We start from the raw sequence: 19787 nt of genomic DNA on the forward strand, positions 1-19787 counted from the left end.
TGTTTCATGTTTGTCAACAACTTTTTTTATTTTTTGTTCTGCATTTAAAACTTTCATTTCTCATGCATCAGCTTGTTTATAATAACATCCGTTTTCCTGAATGTCAAGCACTTTTTTCGACTTTTTTCACATTTTCTTGATCTGTATTTTACATTCAATTTACATTCAATATTATGTTTTATCGATTACTGCTTTTTAGCTTTGAACAAAACGGAGAAAGAGGGATTCGAACCCTCGCGCCGCTATTAACGACCTACTCCCTTTCCAGGGGAGCCCCTTCGGCCAGCTTGGGTATTTCTCCAAAACGTCCGTTATTTAATATACACGATTCTTTCTTTTTTGTCCAGTACTATTTTCAAGTTTTATATATTACTCACTTACAAGATTAAATTCCACTCTCATGTGGAATTTAATCTTGTAAAATAATGTAACTTCAAAGGCAAATCTTACCTTTTTTCATTTCACCTTTTTACTCCCCAAAAACCAAGCAGAACAATAAAAAAAGCAGAACATATTGTTCTGCTTCAACCGGAGAGGGTGGGATTCGAACCCACGCGCCCTTTCGGACAAACGGTTTTCAAGACCGCCTCGTTATGACCACTTCGATACCTCTCCGCATTTATTAAGTTGTTGCTGTGTATCAGCGACAAGATAGATAATATCATAGTGATACATTATTGTCAACACTTTTTTTAAATTTTTTTCAATTTCTTTTTTTGATCAGGCTTTCTGCTAATATCAGATCTTCTGGCGTTGTAATCTTTATATTCTCATACGAACCTTCTACCAACTTTACTGCACAGTTTTCCATACGCTCTACAACCATCGCATCGTCTGTTATCCCTGTTTCATTTTCTTCATTTTCCATCAATTTAAAATATGCATGACGAATCAATGCAGTCTCAAATACCTGCGGAGTCTGAATACACCACACAAATCTTCGTTCCGGTGTATTTACTGCGAAATCATTCTCATCTACAATCTTTACCGTATCTTTCGATGGCATTCCTGCCACACATGCCCGGTATTCTTTTACCGCCTGGTAAGTTCGTTCTATGATCGATTCATCAACAAACGGACGCGCTCCATCATGAATAAAGACATAACCTTCCGGTTCTATTTCTCTTAGTGCTTTATATACAGATTCATACCGTTCTTTTCCACCAACCACAATTTTATTAACTTTTGTGATTCCATAAGCTTCTATAATATTTTTCCGGCAATAATCAGTCTTACCTTCTCCTGTCACAAGAACAATTTCATCAATAATCGGAGATGCTGCAAATGCAGCAAGAGAATAGTAAAGTACAGGCTTTCCGCATATTTCCAGATATTGCTTCTGTATTTTTGTACCCATCCGGCTTCCTTTTCCTGCTGCCAGGACTACTGCTGTACATTTTTCCCTGTTCATATTACTCTCTCCTTTTTACCTTCATTTCGTGGTTCGCCCACTCTATCTTTCGCCAAGTTTCAGATTCGGGACTGCATTCAGATCCCATCCATGTCTGGTTCCATTTATGTATTCATAATAAGCCGCCACACCGATCATTGCTGCATTATCTGTACAGAAAATCGGTGACGGATAGTAAAATTCTATTTCATTCTTTTCACATGCCTGTTTCATTGCCGCACGAAGACTACTGTTTGACGCCACACCTCCCGCAATTGCAAACTTATTAAGTCCATATTCTTTTACTGCATGCATTGCATTGTCTACCAGCACATCAGTAACTGCTTTCTGGAAGGATGCAGCAATATCAGCACGGTTGTATTCAATCCCTTTCATCTTGCAGCCGTTAATATAGTTTAAAACTGCTGACTTCACGCCACTGAAGCTGAAATCATATGGGGAATCTTCGATATGCGCACGTGGAAATGGGATTGCATCTGGATCCCCCTCTTTTGAAAGCTTATCAATCTTCGGTCCTCCCGGATATCCCAGGCCAATTGCTCTAGCCACTTTATCAAAAGCCTCTCCTGCCGCATCATCTCTGGTTCTTCCAAGAATCTCATAAGTTCCATAATCCTTGACGCATACGAGATGCGTATGTCCCCCAGACACAACAAGACACAAGAACGGTGGTTCCAGTTCCAGATTCTCAATATAATTTGCAGAAATATGCCCTTCAATATGATGAACTCCAACAAGTGGTAACTTTTTCGCATATGCGATTGCTTTTGCTTCTGCCACACCGACAAGAAGCGCACCAACAAGCCCCGGACCGTAAGTTACACCGATTGCATCAATATCATCCAGTGTAACCTCTGCATTTTCCAGAGCCTCTTCTATTACCTGATTAATCTTTTCAATATGCTTTCTCGATGCGATTTCCGGAACCACACCACCATATAATTTATGTAGATCTATCTGTGATGAGATCACATTTGACAACACCTGTCGTCCGTTCTTTACAACGGCTGCTGCCGTTTCATCACAGGAACTTTCAATTGCCAGTATTAATATATCCTTTTTCTCTGTATCCATATTTTTCCTTCTCTCTACTGCTTTGCTTATTCCGGGAAATCCAGTTCTGTTGTCATACGGTCTTTTCCTGCGATCGCATGTGGAAAGATTGCCCGCACTTCATCCATATATTCTTCCGGATGGCGCAGGGACGGGCTGTAATGCGTAAGCCACATTTCTCCCACCTCCGCCTCTTTTGCCAGGTTTGCTGCCTCATAAAAGGTCATATGCTTATATTCTACTGCCTTTGCCGCTTTTTCTTTTTCTCCGTACATTCCTTCGCAGATAAACAGGTCTGACCCTTTTGCATTCTTCCGGATAGAATCCGTCGGTCTTGTATCTGTACAATAGGTAAGCTTAATTCCTCTTCGAGGTGGTCCAAGGACCATCTCCGGCGTCAGTATTCTTCCGTCAAGCTCTACTGTCTCACCTTTTTGAAGATGTTTCCAGTATTCCTTCGGAATTTTCTGTTCTGTTGCCCTCTGCACATCAAATTTGCCGGCACGGTCGATCTCAATCGTATAACCGTAACAGATCACATTATGTTTTACACGAAATGCTTTCAGACGATATCCATCCATCTCAAAAATCTGTTCCGGCTCTGTAATTTCTCTATAGTGGATTTCAAATGGCAGTTCCGGCGCGATCACTCGCAGAGAACTCACCACTCTCTCCAGACCTTTCGGTCCAATCAGAGTAAGCGGTTCCTTTCTGTCCGCATTTCCCATTGTAAGAAGAAGTCCCGGAAGTCCGCTGATATGATCTCCATGATAATGTGTAAAACAAATTACATCGATCGGTTTAAAACTCCATCCCTTCTCTTTTAACGCAATCTGTGTGCCTTCACCACAGTCAATCAGCAGCTGGCTGCCGTTATATCTTGTCATAAGTGCGGTCAGCCATCGATAAGGAAGCGGCATCATTCCACCGCTTCCAAGCAAACATACATCTAACATTCTAACTCCTGTTCTCCATATACCGGAATCTGGAAAGATGCTATCCAGGTATCATAACATTCCTCACAGATATCAAATCGATGGAGTTCTCCGTCTTTGTGCGAAAAATATCCCCATCTTTTTTCAACTGTAAGCATCTCTTCCTCCGGTATTCCATTTTTTATTGTGATTTCTTTTTTACATTTATTGCACACAATCTTTGTGACTGTATTTTTTTCTGTCTGAATTTTTTTATAATTACGCATCTTACTTCCTCCTGAGTATCTTTGCAAAAAAGACTGCCATTTCATTTTTCATCTCTTTCTATGTTCAGGTACATTATAACGTCACAGACTGACGCCTTCCAGTGGGAAGTCTTGTATATTCTTGCGATTTCTTCCATTTTCTAAACCATACGGCTCATCAGGATTGCATCTTCCGGATTTTTCCCTCCGTAATAGAACTTTCGCTCTCCATCGATTCCAAATTTGTTTTTTTCATAAAAAGCAATCGCTGTCTGATTACTCTTACGGACATCAAGAAGCATTCTTTTCAGTTGCTTTTCATGGCAGATCTGTTCCATAAATCCAAACAGCATCTGTCCAATTCCTCTGCGTCTTTCAGATTCAGCAACTGCAATTCTTGCAATCTCGCATTCATCCAGAACATAATAACACAGAAAATATCCCAGCAGGGTATCCCCTTCCATTGCTGCCGCACAAAAAGTATGCTTCTGTCTGACAGTTGATCTCACTTCATGATAACTCCACGGATCCGGAAATACGTCTGTTTCCATCTGCGCCACCTGTTCCATTCGTTCTCTGTCATTTTCTGTTATCAAAGTAATTTCTATGTTATCTCTATTACTCATGTGTTTTTTCTGCTTTCAGACGTTCTTCTCTTTCCCGTTCTGCCTGTGATACACGCAGATAATCCGGTTTGTGCTCCATTGCGGTTTCTGTTTTTCCTTCTTTATAATACTGAATTCCAAGCATACCGACTGCTGCAGCTCTCTGCTGGTTCATATGTGCCGGTGCAAATGCAATATCATGATTCGTCATCAATTCCTTCTCCAGCCTGTCTTTATGCACCGGTACACCGTCTCCAAGAAAGATCACTGGTTTTCCATAAGTACAAAGTTTTTTGGCAAGTTCATCGATTTCGACTGCCATCTGTGCTTCCAAAACCTGCAGTTTATCACCGTCCATCTGATAAATACCAGTATATACCTGATTTCTTCTTGCATCCATGATCGGACAAATGATCCTGTCTGTATAACACAGATTATAAGCAAGTCCGTCTACTGTCGGAACGTGAATCAAAGGCTTCTTCAGTGCCAGCCCCAGTCCCTTTGCAGTTGCTGAACCAATTCTGAGTCCGGTAAATGATCCCGGTCCTCCTGCTACCGCAATCGCATCAATCGTATCCAGATTCATATCCGTCATCTTCACGATTTCATCCAACATCGGTAATAAGGTCTGTGAATGTGTCTTTTTATAATTGATCGTATACTCTGCAATCGTTTTGGAAATTTCGTTTTCTTCTTCAACTACTGCGACAGTTGCAACAAGTCCCGAACTGTCTATTGCTAAAATGCGCATATTATTCTCCTCTTTTCTCTACCGTAATCCGGCGGAAATCAAATCCCTGTTCCAGATCTTTTTCTATCGTGATCTCTGTCCGGTTCGCCGGAAGAATCTCATCGATCAGGTTCGCCCATTCGATCAGGCTTACACCGTCTCCATATACATAGTCTTCAAAACCAATCTCGTCCATCTCTTCAATGTCACCAATCCGATACACATCAAAATGATAGAACGGAAGTCTTCCGTCATCATATACCTGGACTATTGTAAAGGTTGGACTGCTGATCGGTTCTTCAATCCCCAGTCCTTTTGCCAGTCCCTGGGTAAATACGGTCTTTCCGACGCCGAGATCTCCTACCAGTGTATAGACTTCTCCTGCTTTTGCATGACTCCCGATCTTCTTACCGAGATCATAGGTTTCTTTGGCACTTCTTGTTTCAATTATCATCTTCTGGTCTGCCTCCTAATTTGCACTGACGTGTCTGATATTGACTTTCTTGGCTGGCATATGTGTAGAAATCATCTGCACTGCTGCCGCATACTGTTCTCCCAGGGATTCTCTTGGAAAAATCAGTGCTCTTACCTTTGTTACATATATAATTACAGACTGACCGGTTGAAACTGCCTTCCGGAAATCTCCCCATTCATTAAGCACACTTTGTTCATCCTGTGAAATGCGGATTCCTTCTTCGTTAAGTTCATAACTAATCGGTTTCTGGAACATCGGGGAGCGCATTACCTGTTCTGCCGCACGTGCTTTTAAATGAAGTGGGTTTCCGATCAGAAAAATTGCGGCAAACAAAAAGAACGTTGCAGCTGTACTGTAGCTTCCAAACATACATTGTCTGATTCCCAACACCAGTGTTACACCACCGAAAATCACACCAACGATTCCACTAAGGCTTGTATAGGAAGTATAGAGCATAAAATCAAACATGGCTTTTTTTGTCATTTTTACTTCAAACTTTATATTCATTCATTTTCCTCCATATCAGATTAAGTCACACCGATTATATCATACCGAATCTTTGGAAACAAGTCGTTACTGTTCACTCCGGGTTTAGAAAAGCACTGTCTTTTCTTAACTTGTACTTGTATTTTATATACGCCTGCGCTATAATGTGTTCAAATGAACAAGGAAATTCTTCGGGGTAGGGTGACTTCTTATCGCTATAGTATAAGCAGAATTCCCAACCGGCGGTTACAGTCCGCGACCTGTCAGATTTCTGACAGCTGATTTGGTGCAATTCCAAAACCGACAGTAAAGTCTGGATGAGAGAAGAAAAAGTGATTTTGCAAATAATCCCCCCGACGTATTACGTCGGGGATTTTTTTGCATAGGCTTTCGAAGATTTTCCTCCTCAATTCATCTGATTATGTCAAGAGAAAAGGAGAGAAAAAATGAGTACAGATGTAATGACAAACCCAAAAACAACAACGAAAGAAAAAAAACGTATCAGCACAAAGGTAATTGCACAGATTGGTGTGCTCGGAGCAATCGCTATGGTTCTGATGTTATTTGATATTCCACTTCCATTTGCACCAACCTTTTACAAAATTGATTTCAGTGAAGTTCCGGTCCTTGTCGGAGCATTTACCATGGGACCTGTAGCCGGCGCTTTGATCGAACTGGTCAAAATCCTGTTGAACCTCCTGATCAGAGGTACATCAACAGCTGGTGTTGGAGACCTCGGAAACTTCCTGATCGGATGTGCAATGTGTATTCCGGCTTCCCTGATTTATCAGAAGTTACATTCTCGCAAGGGTGCGATCATCGGTATGGTAACAGGAACTGTTTTTATGACAATTGTCGGATGTTTTATCAATGCATACCTTCTGCTTCCGGCATACGCTGCTGCATTCCATATGCCGATCGACGCACTGGTTGCCATGGGAACCGCAGTCAACAGTCATATCAACAGTCTTCTGACTTTTGTTTTACTTTCTGTTGCACCTTTCAATCTGCTGAAAGGTTTCCTGGTATCATTGATCGTATTCCTGATCTACAAAAAGATCAGCCCGATTTTACAAATGGGACGCGAATAGATTATAATTTTACAAAGCAGCAAAAGGGGTTCATTATGAGCCTCTTTTTTTGTGAAGAAAAAACAGAGAGAAATCTGCCATGCCGACATTCTTCTCTCTGTTGAATTTCTTTTGATTATAAAGTATCGTTTCTTCTTACATATCCTGGTTTTTCCGGATCTGCAATCAGTTCCTTTGCATGGACAATCCTTGCACTCTTGTCCACTACCTGTGCTTCAATCCGTGCATCCGCTCCAATTACAACTCCCGGAAGGATAACACTGTCTTTGACAACTGCACCTTTCTTAATTACACAGCCACGTCCGATTACCGAATTCTCAACAGTACCCTCGATCAGGCATCCATTGGAAATTACTGACTTCTTGACACTTGCTCCTTCGTAATACTTTGTTGGGCAGGAATCATTTGTTCTTGTGTAAATTGGCCAGCTCTTATCAAACAAAGTCACTGCATTCTTCATATCGATCAGTGATAAGTTTGCATTATAGTAGCTCTTGAAATCTGTGATAGATGCAAAGAATCCTCGATGTGACACTCCACGTATATCCAGTTCACTGCAAGCCATATTCACAATATCATTAAGTGTGAACATGGAAGAAATCTTTCTTCCCTTTTTGACCAGTTCCATGAACAGATCTTTGCGCATTACATATGTATCCATGAAAATATTACGGTTTTTCGCGTTGCCATGGTTCGGTTCTAATGAAAGAACACCTTTCTGCTTGTTCAGATTAAGTGTTGAACAGTTCAGATAGTATTCTTTTGCATTATCCACACTGTGATATAACAGGGTAATATCTGCACCGGATTCAATATGTGTCTTAAGTAATTCATCATAATTCTGTGTATAAATCATATAACTTGGCGCAATAACTACATATGGATATTTTACAGCTTCAATGCACTCCATATTTTCTTCATATGCCGCCAGGTCATTATTGTATACACTCCATTCTGCATTTTCAAAATCAGAATAAAGAATATGAAGACGTCCACTCTTTGAGTTGATATTGTAATGACGTCCTGTTCCAAGATGTTCTGTAAGAGAACGTGGTTTTCTTCTTACATAAACCTGAATATGTTCGATTTCACTGTTGCTCATATTAGAGATTTGGAAATCAATAACTCTGTATCTTCCAAGGAATGAAACAGCACCAACCGGACGGTAATTCTGCATCTCTCCTACCCGGATATTGTTGCCGGCAAAACTTACGATTCCAAATGCCTGTGCCATATTACTCATCCCCCTTAACACGTTTTGATACTAATTCAATATGTTCGCTGTCTGCTGATCCGACAACTGCATTTTTGCCAATCTTTACGCCATCAGCCACAAGCGCTCTTGTTACAACTGCACCTTCTTCTACTTCAACGCCCGGCATCAGTACACTGTCAATAATCTGTGCGCCTTCGCCGACTTTTGCACCTGTAAACAATACAGAATTCTTGACTTTTCCATTGATCACACAGCCCTGGTTGATAAATGCTCTTTCAATCTCTGCTGTCGGACCAACATACTGCGGAAGCGCAGTTGTATCCTCTGTGTAAATCTTCCATGAATCATCATTCAGATCAAGTTCATTTTTATTGTTGATCAGATCCATATTTGCTTCCCACAGGGAATCGATTGTTCCGACATCTTTCCAATATCCTTTGAACTTGTATGCGTAGAGCTTTCTTCCATCATTCAGCATAGTCGGAATAATATCTTTTCCGAAATCATGATTGGAATCCTGATTTTTCATATCTGCAAGGAGCATCTTTCTTAAAAGCTTCCAGTTGAATATGTAAATACCCATGGATGCCAGATTGCTCTTTGGATTCTCCGGTTTCTCTTCAAACTCTACAATTCTTCCTTCATCGTCCGTATTCATAATGCCAAAACGGCTTGCTTCCTTCATCGGAACCTCAATGACCGCGATTGTTGCATCTGCTCCAGTCTCTTTATGATAATCAAGCATCTTATCATAATTCATCTTATAAATATGGTCACCGGAAAGAATCAGTACATATTCTGGTGCAAACATGTCCACAAAATCAATGTTCTGTGAAATTGCATCTGCTGTTCCTCTGTATACATCCAGGTCCGCATCTGCTTTTTCACGCGGTGGGAGTACATAGACTCCGCTGTTCTGGGCATCTAACCCCCATCTGCGGCCTGCCGCTACATAACTGTTAAGTAAAATAGACTCATACTGTGTCAGGACTCCTACATTATCAATTCCGCTGTTGGCACAGTTGCTGAGTGGAAAATCAATGATTCTGTATTTCCCACCATATGAAACCGCAGGTTTGGCTACTTTATTTGTAAGCTCGTGAAGACGACTTCCTCGTCCGCCTGCCAAGATCATAGCAAGCATATTATTCTGCTTCATAAGTGAATCCTCTCTTTCCTATTTGTCCTGTCTTATATTATACAATTTTTCTGTTAAATTTTCCACTTTTTTGTGCAAAAAATACATAAAAATTTATATTTTTATTATTATGATGTGTTCGAGGATTATGGGAATTGCGTAACAATAGAACAATCCGGTTACATCAGTGAACAGCAAAATTTACTTTCGACACTCACATCATCATTATTGTATTATATATGCTTTAAAATCCGAATTTATGTCTATTTTCTTTCCAGATTTTCCCCATTGCATATTCATATGTCTTATCAAAGACAAAAAGTATAAATTGTCCGAATACAACAGACATAAGCATTATTCCTTTTGCGGTCTTTTTTTCAGATAACATACTCCAGAAATATATTAAACCCGGAATATAAAGTACATTAAATACCAGATATTTCATGAGCCAGAAAAAGTTACGGCTTCTGATCCATCCAGAAGCTCTTCCAGAAAAATGCCATATTGTTTCTATAATTAGAATATAAAATCCCATAAATGCATAGGAAACCACATATAATTTATTCGGAGACAGAAAGATTCCCAGCAAAATTCCAGCCAGTAAAAAGCCTGCCCCGCTTTTCAATCCAAATTCCTGAATCACAATCCCGACAAAGAAGGACGCCGCCGCCAGTAAAAAAAGGGTATTCGTTTCGATCACACTGCCAAGCGCAATCCCCACTTCTGTCAGTGCAAGCATAACGCCTGCAAATGCAATCTTTTTTGTATTTAGATGCATGGACACAGATCTCCTCCCATACATTCACATAATGAATCTGCGATCCACAGATCACAGCACATATTTCCAGTTCCACACGGAGAGGAATTACGATTGCCATATCCCTGACCAAACGGATTACTATTATATCTCTGTGCTCCCCAGTTCAGCTGGTTCATCAGCTCTCTGTACTGCGGGTTATTCGGGTCCATATTCACTGCCTGCGCAGCATAATCCCTTGCCAGCACATTGTTACCGACGCCTGCGTTGGCCATGGAACTTGCATAATACCACTGTGCCGTCCGGTCATTCATACGGTTCAATACATTGATCGCATCCTGATATCTGCGGTTATTGATAAAATTGAATGCCGCCTGCATCTCCGGATTCATATTATTGTACTGCTGATATCTGCCATTGCCATAAGATTGATTCCCATAGGAATTATTACCATAAGAATAGTTCCCTGAACCCGCGCCGTATCCGTAATTATATCCTCCATTCGCCCGCTCTTTCATAATTTCATCATAAGCTTCCTGTACTTCTTTGAACTTTTCTTCAGCAAGATCCCGAAGCGGATTATCCACATTGGCATCCGGATGATATTTCCGGCTCAGTTCTCTGTACGCCTTTTTTATCTCCTCTTCCGACGCATTTGGTGATACGCCAAGCACCTCATAAGGATTCTTTGTCATCTTCCTTTTCCTCGCTTTTCTTTTCTTGTATCTTTCTGTAATGTTTCCATACGCCATCATACAGGATATTCCGCAGGATATCCACGTCCAGTATACATGGCAGAATTTCAAAATTTCTTGCGCATTCGCCGATCATCATGCACAGAATGTCTCTGCATCTTTCTTCATATCCGGCTTCTTCATGCATCTTTTTTAATGGATTATAAGTTCCTTTTTCCAGGTCCTTATCCAGATCTTCGTAAGCATCCATAATGTAAATATATTTGCCCAGATAGAAACCGATCCCTCGAAGCTGCTGTTCCCAGCAGTCTTCTTTATATACCATCATCTCTTCCATCAGCCGGCCAAAACAGCCTGCCGGATAGTCAACTTCCTGTATACCCTGACTTTCATATTCCGAAAGCTTTGCCATTTCTTCTCTGATCACACGACTCTGCCTTGGATATTTCCGAATTGCTTTTTCTACTTTTCGCTTCAAGGCCATACTCCCGAGAAGCCCTGCTACTTTCTTCTCATCCTTCCAATCATCTTCCAGATGATAATACGCCATGATCAGATTCATATCGGCCGCATACTCTGTGATCTCATTTTCCAGCATTGGCTGTGGCTTTAACGGATGCATCTTACAGCGATGGCTTTCTGCCTTTGTTTCACTTTCATATAAAGAAGTAAGTAAAATGATCACAAATGTCATATCATAGGCAAGCGTAAGCTGACCTGCGCTGCCATACTGTCTCTTCAGCGACTGACAAAGACCACAGTAATACGCTTTATATTTATGATAATCTTTTACTTTTAATTCCGGCTCATTCGCCGTCACATATCCGAACATGTATTACTGAATTCCTCTCATTGTAAGCTGGATCCGCTTCTTCTGTAAATCAACGCTCATCACCTTTACATCTACAACATCTCCTACGCTGACTGCTTCCAGTGGATGCTTGATAAAACGATCCGTGATCTGGGAAATGTGCACCAATCCGTCCTGATGCACTCCAATATCGACAAATACACCAAAGTCAATGACATTTCGCACGGTTCCTTTCAGAATCATTCCTTCCTTCAGATCCTTCATATCAAGGACATCCGTCCTGAGAATTGGTTTCGGCATCTCATCTCGTGGATCACGCGCCGGTTTTTCCAGCTCTTTGACAATATCCCGAAGGGTGATCTCTCCTATTCCAAGTTCTTCAGCGAGCTTTTTGTAATCTTTGATGGTAAGAGACAGACCTGCAAGTTTGCCGCCTGCAATATCTTCCGGCTTGAAGCCCTGCTTTTCAAGAAGCTTTCCTGCCGCCTCGTAAGACTCCGGATGTACACTGGTTCCGTCAAGTGGATTGGTTCCGCCCTGGATCCTCATAAACCCGGCACACTGCTCAAATGCTTTTGGTCCAAGTTTTGGTACTTTGAGAAGTTCTTTTCTATTCTCAAATTTTCCATTTTCTTCCCTGTAGGCAACAATATTTTTCGCAAGGGTTCCGGAAATACCGGAAATATAAGAAAGCAGCGGAGCCGATGCAGTATTTAGGTCCACACCGACTTTATTTACGCAGTCTTCTACCACACCGCCAAGTGCTTCTCCTAATTTTTTCTGGTTCATATCATGCTGATACTGCCCGACACCAATCGACTGCGGATCGATCTTTACCAGTTCGGCAAGCGGATCCTGAAGACGTCTTGCGATGGATGTCGCGCTTCTCTGCCCGACATCGAATTTTGGGAATTCTTCTGTAGCAAGTTTACTTGCTGAGTACACAGATGCTCCCGCTTCATTTACGATCACATACTGCACTTTTTCCGGAATCTCTTTTAACAGTTCTACAATAAACTGTTCTGATTCTCTGGATGCTGTTCCATTTCCCAGGGAAATCAAAGAGATGTGATACTTTGGAATAATCTTTTTCAGCAGATCTTTTGCTGCCTGGATCTTCTTCGGAGTCGTAGGCGCTGTCGGATAAATTACAGTCGTGCCGATTACTTTTCCGGTCGGATCTACCACAGCAAGCTTGCATCCGGTACGGAATGCAGGATCCCATCCAAGCACAACCTGTCCGACGATCGGCGGCTGCATCAGAAGCTGCTCCAGATTCTTTCCAAACACAAGGATTGCGCCATCTTCTGCTTTTTCCGTCAGTTCGTTTCTCAGTTCACGCTCGATCGCCGGTGCGATCAGCCTCTGATAGCTGTCGGCCACAACCTCTTTCAAAACCGGTGTTGTGTATGGATTATCCCTGCGGATCACTTTCTTTTCCAGATAACGGAGAATTTCTTCTTCCGGTGCTTCAATCTTAACACTCAGGAATTTTTCTTTTTCTCCACGGTTGAGTGCCAGCACACGGTGTCCGGCTACTTTGCTGACCGCTTCTGTAAAATCATAATACATCTCGTATACAGATTCTGCTTTTTCGTCTTTTGCAGCAGAAACCAGCGTACCCTTTTTGAACGTCAGATCACGGATCCTCTTTCTGTAATCTGCCTCATCTGAAATATTTTCTGCAAGAATATCTTTCGCACCGTCAATCGCTTCCTGCACATTTTTCACGCCCTTTTCTTCAGAAACATATTTTTCTGCCTCTTTTTCCAGGGGCTCCTTACTATTCTGAAGAGAGATCAAAACCGCCAGTGGTTCCAGACCTTTTTCTTTTGCAATTGTCGCACGGGTCCGGCGTTTGGGTCTGTACGGACGATAAAGATCGTCCACCAGAACCTGCGTCTCTGCTGCCACGATCTGTGCTTTCAGCTCAGGTGTTAACTTGCCCTGTTCTTCAATACTTGCAAGAACCTGTTCTTTTTTCTCTTCCAGGTTCCGCAGATAGGTCAGTCGTTCATATAATTTACGAAGCTGTTCATCATCCAGTGTACCGTGTGCTTCTTTTCTGTAACGCGCAATAAACGGAATGGTATTTCCTTCATCGATCAGCTTTACAGCCGCATCTACCTGCCACTTTTTTACGCCCAGTTCTTCTGTTATTTTCTGGTTAATATCCATTGATATCCAATCCTCTCTTTTTGTTCGCTATGGATTTAATGATACCATGTCATCTCTTATTTTTCAATTCCCGTTAAAATTACAGAGTTTGCTCGGTTTTCTTGTCTTTTTCTATTAAATATGCTATACTACAGCTAATCTGACTGAAAAGTTTTAAGAAAGGATTAACCAAATGTCAAGCGATATTGAAAAAGAGCCACTGTCCAGACAACAGAAAAAATCAAAAGAAACCAAAGCACGTATCTTTCATGCAGCCAAGACAATTCTGCAGAAGCAGGGATACGATCAGCTTTCCATAAAAAATATCTGTGATGAAGCAGGTGTCTCCAACGGCAGCTTCTATCATCATTTTAAAACCAAAGATGATCTTTTATCTTATTATATTGAAGAACAGCCAAGCATCAATCCGGATCTTCTGGATACGCCGGAAGATGCAGATGAGGCAAAGATCGGTATCATCCACGTTTATCTGAATTACGCACAGTACTGCCGGGAACTCGGAGTAGAATTCATGTCCAACTACTACACACCGCGCAACCAGGCACTGAACCCAACGATCCGTACCGAGCGACCGTACCCAATCCTTACCGTAGAGAATTATCTTCGCAAAGCGATTGATGCCGGCATCATTGCGCCAAAGATTTCCCTGGATGAAATCTGCACTGATATCCGTATGCTGGTTATCGGAAATGTATTTGAATGGTGTCTGCATAACGGAGAGACTGATTTTGAAGGTAATATCCGCCGTTCGATCGGGCATTATCTGGATGGCATTTTCTGATTTCACAGATATACCACAGCGTAAAATGAATTTTTCATATTCCTTCGCTGATTTTTTACAGCACATATTTTCAAAAAAGGTGTCATGGATTTTTATGTCCATGGCACCTTTTCGGCTTATCTGTTGTTATATAAACTTGTACATCGTTGTTGTTTCGTAAGTTTCGCCCTTCTTGCATACCGGCCCGGCAAAATTCTCCTTGTGGATTGCATCCGGGAAGAACTGTGTCTCGAAGCAGGCTGCCTGGCGTTTGTGGTAATGCGCCCCGCCTTTTCCTTTGGCATCAACAATAAAGTTGCCTGTATAAAGCTGCATTCCCGGAAGGTCTGTATAAACTTCCATGGTGATTCCACTCTCTTCCGAGGACATCTCTGCCACTTTCGCAAATTCTCCTTTATTGTTCAGAACCCAGTTATGATCATATCCTTTCCCGAAATTCAGTGCTTCATAATCTGTCTCGATTTCTTTGCCAATTGCTTTCTTTGTGCGGAAATCCATCGGTGTTCCTTCTACCGGTGTGATCTCGCCTGTCGGAATAGACTCGGCATCGGCTCTGGTAAATGCATCTGCATCAATCCATACTTCCTGATCCAGTACATCTCCTGATGCATGTCCATCCATATTAAAATAGCTGTGATTTGTCATGTTGATCAGAGTATCTGCATCCGGAACTGCATGGTAAGCGATCTTCACTGCATTGTCTTCTGTCAGAGTATATGTTACCTCAATATGTACAGCTCCCGGATATCCCTGATCGCCATCCGGACTGTCCAGTTCAAATGTAATATGATCATCTGCGGTTTCTTTTACCTTCCACATTCTCTGGTTATAAAAATCCATTCCGCTGTGGAGGTTATTGCCATTATCATTCTTTTCAAGCTGATAGGTCACTCCGTTCAGTTCAAAGGATGCTCCTCCGATACGGTTTGCACTTCTCCCGACAATTGCACCGAGGAACAGATCTCCTTCTTCATATCCTGCTGCCTCATCATATCCAAGCACAACATCACACGGCTTGCCTTCTTTGTCCGGTACGATCACCTGTACCAGCGTTGCACCGTAATCGGATACTGCAATCTCCATTCCGTTTTTATTTGTGAGCGTATATAATTTTGTCTCGTCACCTTTAACTGTTGCACCAAAATCTGTTACTTTCATTTCTCCTGTTCCGCCCTTTCTGTTAATTGTGCCTGTAAAACAGACATCTCTTTTACAGGTGTTATTGTACCATAATTTTTTTATTTTTTGCACCCTTTATCGTTGTTCTGCTATTTTGTGCATATTGCTGATATTTTTTATCATTTTGTGACAAAATTAACTTATTTGTCTATTTATTAACTTTGCTTGCAAGATTGTACTGAAATGCATACAATATCATTATAAGTGTGTCCATAGAGTTGGTCTATAGCATTCAGATGTTTTCCCTATAATTTTTCTTCATCTGATCTATGGACTGGCAAAAAAAGTTAAAGGAGAAAAAGCTATGAGTAGACTTGAAATCACTGCACCGGACAAAGCCCAGCTGGTTATCGAAGGGCTCTACAAAGATCTGGAGCGAAGAATCGAATCCAGTCCTCCGGGACTGTGTCCTGTAGACATGACTCGTGCTTTCCTGGAGATGTGTCATACACACACCTGCGGAAAATGTGTGCCGTGCCGTATTGGTCTGTGGCAGCTGAAGAACCTGCTGACCGATGTTCTGAATGGGGACGCAACTATGGAAACATTAGACCTGATGGAAGAACTTGCTCTGTCAATCATGGAAGGAGCTGACTGCGCGATCGGGTATGAAGCAGCTCATATGGTTTACAAGAGCCTGATGGGATGTCGTGAAGATTATGAAGAACATGTGCGCCAGGGAAGATGTACCTGCCAGTATGCACAGCCTGTTCCTTGTGTATCTCTGTGCCCTGCACACGTAGATATCCCGGGATACATCGCTCTTGTCGGAGAAGGACGTTATGCAGATGCGATCCGTCTGATCCGCAAAGATAATCCGTTCCCGACAACCTGTGGATTTATCTGTGAACATCCTTGTGAGGCACGCTGCCGTCGTAATATCGTGGATGATGCAGTCAATATCCGCGGACTTAAGAGAATGGCTGCGGATTATGCCGGAAAGGTTCCACCTCCGCCATGTGCTCCATCTACCGGAAAGCGCATCGCTATCGTAGGTGGCGGTCCTGGTGGATTAAGTGCGGCTTACTATCTGCAGCTTATGGGACACCAGACAACTGTATTCGAGATGCTGCCTGAGCTTGGTGGTATGCTCCGTTATGGCATTCCAAACTATCGTCTTCCGAAAGACCGTCTGAACGATGACATCAACGCCATCCTCGAGACCGGCGTAAAAGTAGAATTTGGCAAACGTATCGGAACTGATATGACAATCCAGAGCCTGCGTGAAGAATATGACGCAGTCCTTATTACAATCGGTGCAAGTACCGATAAGAAACTTGGTATCGAAGGCGAACACTCAGAAGGTGTCCTTTCTGCTGTTCAGTTCCTTCGTGATGTAGGAAAGAACCAGAACCCGGATCTTACCGGACAGGAAGTAGCCGTTATCGGTGGCGGTAACGTATCTATGGATGCTGTCCGTACCGCAAAACGTCTGGGTGCTAAAAAAGTCAGCATCGTTTACCGCCGTCGCGTGGCAGATATGACTGCCCTTCCGGCAGAGATTGAAGGTGCTGTTGCAGAAGGAATCGAAGTACAGACTCTGATGGCTCCTTCCCGCATCGAAACAGATGAAAACGGTCACGTAAAAGGAATCTACGTTACACCACAGATGATCAGTAAGATCAAAGACGGTCGTGCAAGTGTACGTCCGACAGGTGCTCCTGACGTATTCATTCCATGCCAGACACTGATCGTTGCGATCGGACAGGATATTGAATACCAGCACTTTGAAGAAGCCGGTGTTCCTGTACAGAGAGGTAAGATCTTAACCGAAAAATACGGCGGATTCGATAACATTCCGGGTGTATTTGCCGGTGGAGACTGTGCTTCCGGTCCTGCATCCGTAATCAAAGCTATTGCTGCTGCAAAAGTAGTAGCTGCTAACATAGACGAATACCTGGGATATCACCACATTATCAGCTGTGACGTTGAGATTCCTGAAGCGCGTCTTGATGACCGCCCGCCGTGCGGAAGAGTAAACATGACCGAGCGTGAAGCCTGCGAACGTGTCTGTGACTTTAACGGTGTAGAAAACTGCATGTCCGAGGCAGAAGCGAAACAGGAAGCCAGCAGATGTCTGCGTTGCGACCACTTCGGCTACGGCATTTTCAAAGGAGGTCGTGAAACATTATGGTAAATCTTACAATTGATAATATAAACGTATCTGTCCCGGAAGGTACTACTATCATGGATGCTGCCAAAATGGTGGATATCCCGATTCCAAAGCTCTGCTATCTGAAAGATATCAACGAGATCGCAGCCTGTCGTGTCTGTGTTGTTGAACTCGAGGGAATGGAACGGCTGGTAACTTCCTGCAACAACGTAGTAAAAGAAGGTATGGTAATCCATACAAACAGCCCAAAGGTTCGTACAGCCAGAAGACAGACTGTACAGCTTATCCTTTCCCAACACGACTGCAAATGTGCTACCTGTGTCAGAAGCGGTAACTGTACTCTGCAGAGTCTTGCAAATGACCTGAACATCATCGAAATACCATTTAAGCAGCGTCTGGAAGAATTCCCTTGGGATAAAGAATTTCCGCTGATCAGAGACTCACAGAAATGCATCAAGTGTATGCGCTGTATCCAGGTCTGTGACAAGATCCAGGATTTACATATCTGGGATGTGACAAGTACTGGTTCCCGTACTACCATTAATGTAACCGGCAACCATAAGATCTCCGAGGTTTCCTGTTCTTTGTGCGGTCAGTGTATTACTCACTGCCCGGTCGGCGCTCTGCGCGAACGTGATGATACAGAGAAAGTATGGGATGCAATCGCTGATGACAAGAAAGTCGTTGTTGCACAGGTTGCTCCTGCTGTACGTGCTGCATGGGGTGAGGCTCTTGGTCTTTCCCGTGAAGAAGCAACTGTCGGCAAGATCATGGATGCTCTGAAGAAAATGGGTATTGACTATGTATTCGATACCTCCTTCACAGCAGACCTTACTATTATGGAAGAAGGAAATGAATTCCTGCAGAGATTTACAAAAGGCGAATTAAATCTTCGTCCGATGTTTACCTCCTGCTGCCCTGGATGGGTACGCTTCCTTAAATCACAGTACCCACATCTGGTGCCACAGCTTTCAACAGCCAAATCACCACAGCAGATGTTCGGTTCTGTTATGAAGAGCTATTTTGCAGAATCCATCGGTGTGAAACCGGAAAATATGTTTACTGTATCTATCATGCCATGTGTTGCCAAAAAAGGCGAAAGTAACATGGAACTGTTCTATGGTGAATATGCCGGACACGAGACAGACGTTGTACTTACAACTCGTGAATTGACACGCATGATCCGTTCTGCACATATTGATCCTGCTTCTTTGGTTGACCGTGAATGCGATCCTCTAATGAAAGAATGGACCGGTGCCGGTGTTATCTTCGGAACAACAGGTGGTGTTATGGAAGCAGCACTTCGTTCTGCTCACTACCTTGTAACCGGACGTAACCCTGATCCGGATGCATTCAAGATTGTCCGCAATCCTGGTGGACAGCCAGGTGTTGTAGAAGCTGAGATCCAGCTTGGAGATGCTACTGTTCGTGCTGCTGTTGTCAGCGGACTCGGAAACACACGTAAACTGATCGAAGCAATCGAACATGGTGAAGTACATTATGATTTTGTAGAAGTTATGGCCTGCCCTGGCGGATGCGTCGGCGGTGGCGGTCAGCCAATCCATGACGGAGAAGAACTTGCACGGACACGTGGTGAAAATCTTTATTTCCTTGATAAGAATGCACCACTTCGCTTCTCACATGAGAACCCGGATGTACTCCGTCTGTACCGTGATTTCTTTGAGAAACCGCTTTCTCACAAGTCACATATGTTGCTTCACACGGATCATAACGCATGGGAGATGCCTAGATAAATCAAATTTTGCCCTCTAAAAGATTGTAACGAATATATAAATAATTTATAGAAACCACGTATTCTATAAACTAAGATATAGAAATTGAGCCCTTCTATATCTCTAAAATCCAGAAATGGGAAATGACCTGCCAT

General features: G+C 42.6%; 19 protein-coding genes, 2 tRNA genes and 1 riboswitch. Of the genes, 4 read left to right on the forward strand and 17 right to left on the reverse strand.

From position 1 onward, the window contains the following. Positions 1–211 precede the first annotated feature (211 nt). From PGZ10_RS15285 to PGZ10_RS15330, 10 genes are all read right to left on the reverse strand, one after another. Positions 212–301 (reverse strand) — tRNA-Ser (locus PGZ10_RS15285). 228 nt (positions 302–529) lie between these two features. After that, positions 530–615 (reverse strand) — tRNA-Ser (locus PGZ10_RS15290). An 88-nt stretch (positions 616–703) separates the two neighbouring features. Next, positions 704–1411 (reverse strand): 2-C-methyl-D-erythritol 4-phosphate cytidylyltransferase, encoded by a 708-nt coding sequence (gene ispD, locus PGZ10_RS15295; RefSeq protein ID WP_008373678.1) that lies wholly within the window; start codon positions 1409–1411, stop codon positions 704–706. A gap of 42 nt (positions 1412–1453) precedes the next feature. Further along, on the reverse strand, positions 1454–2485 hold the full coding sequence (gene tsaD, locus PGZ10_RS15300; RefSeq protein WP_008373677.1) for a tRNA (adenosine(37)-N6)-threonylcarbamoyltransferase complex transferase subunit TsaD: 1032 nt from the start codon (positions 2483–2485) through the stop codon (positions 1454–1456). Between the two features lie 26 nt (positions 2486–2511). Next, a complete protein-coding gene (locus tag PGZ10_RS15305; RefSeq protein ID WP_008373675.1) occupies positions 2512–3420 on the reverse strand; it encodes a ribonuclease Z in 909 nt (302 codons plus the stop codon). Next, the gene (locus tag PGZ10_RS15310; RefSeq protein WP_055158650.1) at positions 3414–3665 is read right to left on the reverse strand and encodes a hypothetical protein; all 252 of its coding nucleotides are present in this window, start codon (positions 3663–3665) and stop codon (positions 3414–3416) included. The genes PGZ10_RS15305 and PGZ10_RS15310 overlap by 7 nt, the downstream gene beginning before the upstream one ends. Positions 3666–3805: 140 nt before the next feature. After that, positions 3806–4270 (reverse strand): ribosomal protein S18-alanine N-acetyltransferase, encoded by a 465-nt coding sequence (gene rimI / locus PGZ10_RS15315; RefSeq protein WP_055247571.1) that lies wholly within the window; start codon positions 4268–4270, stop codon positions 3806–3808. Continuing rightward, positions 4263–5000, reverse strand: a complete 738-nt coding sequence (gene tsaB / locus PGZ10_RS15320; protein WP_270203899.1) for a tRNA (adenosine(37)-N6)-threonylcarbamoyltransferase complex dimerization subunit type 1 TsaB — start codon at positions 4998–5000, stop codon at positions 4263–4265. Before tsaB ends, rimI begins: the two co-directional genes overlap by 8 nt. 1 nt (position 5001) lies before the next feature. Then, entirely contained in the window at positions 5002–5433 is a 432-nt protein-coding gene (gene tsaE, locus PGZ10_RS15325) for a tRNA (adenosine(37)-N6)-threonylcarbamoyltransferase complex ATPase subunit type 1 TsaE (RefSeq protein ID WP_022220008.1), read from the reverse strand. 15 nt (positions 5434–5448) lie between these two features. Beyond that, positions 5449–5961: a YcxB family protein gene (locus tag PGZ10_RS15330; RefSeq protein ID WP_055247568.1), complete on the reverse strand. Its 513-nt coding sequence runs from the start codon at positions 5959–5961 to the stop codon at positions 5449–5451. A gap of 162 nt (positions 5962–6123) precedes the next feature. Next, a riboswitch (FMN riboswitch) is annotated at positions 6124–6273 on the forward strand. A gap of 113 nt (positions 6274–6386) precedes the next feature. Here PGZ10_RS15330 and PGZ10_RS15335 point away from each other — a divergent pair. Beyond that, positions 6387–7031, forward strand: a complete 645-nt coding sequence (locus PGZ10_RS15335) for an ECF transporter S component (RefSeq protein ID WP_117824532.1) — start codon at positions 6387–6389, stop codon at positions 7029–7031. Between the two features lie 115 nt (positions 7032–7146). Here PGZ10_RS15335 and glgD read toward each other — a convergent pair whose 3' ends face one another. The 6 genes from glgD to PGZ10_RS15365 all read right to left on the reverse strand — a co-directional run bounded on the left by glgD (position 7147) and on the right by PGZ10_RS15365 (position 13826). Continuing rightward, entirely contained in the window at positions 7147–8265 is a 1119-nt protein-coding gene (gene glgD / locus PGZ10_RS15340; protein WP_117824531.1) for a glucose-1-phosphate adenylyltransferase subunit GlgD, read from the reverse strand. 1 nt (position 8266) lies between these two features. Then, positions 8267–9406 (reverse strand): glucose-1-phosphate adenylyltransferase, encoded by a 1140-nt coding sequence (locus PGZ10_RS15345; RefSeq protein ID WP_117559255.1) that lies wholly within the window; start codon positions 9404–9406, stop codon positions 8267–8269. Between the two features lie 223 nt (positions 9407–9629). Then, the gene (locus tag PGZ10_RS15350) at positions 9630–10163 is read right to left on the reverse strand and encodes a hypothetical protein (protein WP_270541769.1); all 534 of its coding nucleotides are present in this window, start codon (positions 10161–10163) and stop codon (positions 9630–9632) included. Further along, positions 10154–10837 (reverse strand): DnaJ domain-containing protein, encoded by a 684-nt coding sequence (locus PGZ10_RS15355; RefSeq protein ID WP_008373654.1) that lies wholly within the window; start codon positions 10835–10837, stop codon positions 10154–10156. Before PGZ10_RS15355 ends, PGZ10_RS15350 begins: the two co-directional genes overlap by 10 nt. Continuing rightward, positions 10818–11669 carry a DUF5685 family protein gene (locus PGZ10_RS15360; protein ID WP_055247562.1) on the reverse strand — a complete coding sequence of 284 codons (852 nt, stop codon included), beginning with the start codon at positions 11667–11669 and terminating at the stop codon, positions 10818–10820. Before PGZ10_RS15360 ends, PGZ10_RS15355 begins: the two co-directional genes overlap by 20 nt. Positions 11670–11672: 3 nt before the next feature. After that, a complete protein-coding gene (locus tag PGZ10_RS15365) occupies positions 11673–13826 on the reverse strand; it encodes a Tex family protein (protein WP_195479917.1) in 2154 nt (717 codons plus the stop codon). Positions 13827–13998: 172 nt separating this feature from the next. Between PGZ10_RS15365 and PGZ10_RS15370 the strand changes: the two genes are divergently transcribed. Continuing rightward, positions 13999–14607, forward strand: coding sequence for a TetR/AcrR family transcriptional regulator (locus PGZ10_RS15370; protein ID WP_022220003.1), 609 nt, complete (start codon positions 13999–14001; stop codon positions 14605–14607). A 126-nt stretch (positions 14608–14733) separates the two neighbouring features. Here PGZ10_RS15370 and PGZ10_RS15375 read toward each other — a convergent pair whose 3' ends face one another. Beyond that, positions 14734–15765, reverse strand: a complete 1032-nt coding sequence (locus PGZ10_RS15375; RefSeq protein WP_270541771.1) for an aldose epimerase family protein — start codon at positions 15763–15765, stop codon at positions 14734–14736. 325 nt (positions 15766–16090) lie between these two features. Between PGZ10_RS15375 and PGZ10_RS15380 the strand changes: the two genes are divergently transcribed. Next, the gene (locus PGZ10_RS15380; protein WP_117824527.1) at positions 16091–17923 is read left to right on the forward strand and encodes an NAD(P)-binding protein; all 1833 of its coding nucleotides are present in this window, start codon (positions 16091–16093) and stop codon (positions 17921–17923) included. Continuing rightward, positions 17917–19653: a [FeFe] hydrogenase, group A gene (locus PGZ10_RS15385; RefSeq protein WP_173826416.1), complete on the forward strand. Its 1737-nt coding sequence runs from the start codon at positions 17917–17919 to the stop codon at positions 19651–19653. The genes PGZ10_RS15380 and PGZ10_RS15385 overlap by 7 nt, the downstream gene beginning before the upstream one ends. The last annotated feature ends 134 nt before the right edge of the window (positions 19654–19787 follow it).

This window comes from Coprococcus sp. AF102-57, from assembly GCF_027686195.1.
Classification (GTDB): Bacteria; Bacillota; Clostridia; order Lachnospirales; family Lachnospiraceae; genus Allocoprococcus; species Allocoprococcus comes.

Bases quoted from the DNA above. Each gene is read 5' to 3' on its own strand.
- ispD (WP_008373678.1), bottom strand. From the start codon at position 1,411: ATGAACAGGGAAAAATGTACAGCAGTAGTCCTGGCAGCAGGAAAAGGA.
- tsaD (WP_008373677.1), bottom strand. From the start codon at position 2,485: ATGGATACAGAGAAAAAGGATATATTAATACTGGCAATTGAAAGTTCC.
- PGZ10_RS15305 (WP_008373675.1), bottom strand. From the start codon at position 3,420: ATGTTAGATGTATGTTTGCTTGGAAGCGGTGGAATGATGCCGCTTCCT.
- PGZ10_RS15310 (WP_055158650.1), bottom strand. From the start codon at position 3,665: ATGCGTAATTATAAAAAAATTCAGACAGAAAAAAATACAGTCACAAAG.
- rimI (WP_055247571.1), bottom strand. From the start codon at position 4,270: ATGAGTAATAGAGATAACATAGAAATTACTTTGATAACAGAAAATGAC.
- tsaB (WP_270203899.1), bottom strand. From the start codon at position 5,000: ATGCGCATTTTAGCAATAGACAGTTCGGGACTTGTTGCAACTGTCGCA.
- tsaE (WP_022220008.1), bottom strand. From the start codon at position 5,433: ATGATAATTGAAACAAGAAGTGCCAAAGAAACCTATGATCTCGGTAAG.
- PGZ10_RS15330 (WP_055247568.1), bottom strand. From the start codon at position 5,961: ATGAATATAAAGTTTGAAGTAAAAATGACAAAAAAAGCCATGTTTGAT.
- PGZ10_RS15335 (WP_117824532.1), top strand. From the start codon at position 6,387: ATGAGTACAGATGTAATGACAAACCCAAAAACAACAACGAAAGAAAAA.
- glgD (WP_117824531.1), bottom strand. From the start codon at position 8,265: ATGGCACAGGCATTTGGAATCGTAAGTTTTGCCGGCAACAATATCCGG.
- PGZ10_RS15345 (WP_117559255.1), bottom strand. From the start codon at position 9,406: ATGAAGCAGAATAATATGCTTGCTATGATCTTGGCAGGCGGACGAGGA.
- PGZ10_RS15350 (WP_270541769.1), bottom strand. From the start codon at position 10,163: ATGCATCTAAATACAAAAAAGATTGCATTTGCAGGCGTTATGCTTGCA.
- PGZ10_RS15355 (WP_008373654.1), bottom strand. From the start codon at position 10,837: ATGACAAAGAATCCTTATGAGGTGCTTGGCGTATCACCAAATGCGTCG.
- PGZ10_RS15360 (WP_055247562.1), bottom strand. From the start codon at position 11,669: ATGTTCGGATATGTGACGGCGAATGAGCCGGAATTAAAAGTAAAAGAT.
- PGZ10_RS15365 (WP_195479917.1), bottom strand. From the start codon at position 13,826: ATGGATATTAACCAGAAAATAACAGAAGAACTGGGCGTAAAAAAGTGG.
- PGZ10_RS15370 (WP_022220003.1), top strand. From the start codon at position 13,999: ATGTCAAGCGATATTGAAAAAGAGCCACTGTCCAGACAACAGAAAAAA.
- PGZ10_RS15375 (WP_270541771.1), bottom strand. From the start codon at position 15,765: ATGAAAGTAACAGATTTTGGTGCAACAGTTAAAGGTGACGAGACAAAA.
- PGZ10_RS15380 (WP_117824527.1), top strand. From the start codon at position 16,091: ATGAGTAGACTTGAAATCACTGCACCGGACAAAGCCCAGCTGGTTATC.
- PGZ10_RS15385 (WP_173826416.1), top strand. From the start codon at position 17,917: ATGGTAAATCTTACAATTGATAATATAAACGTATCTGTCCCGGAAGGT.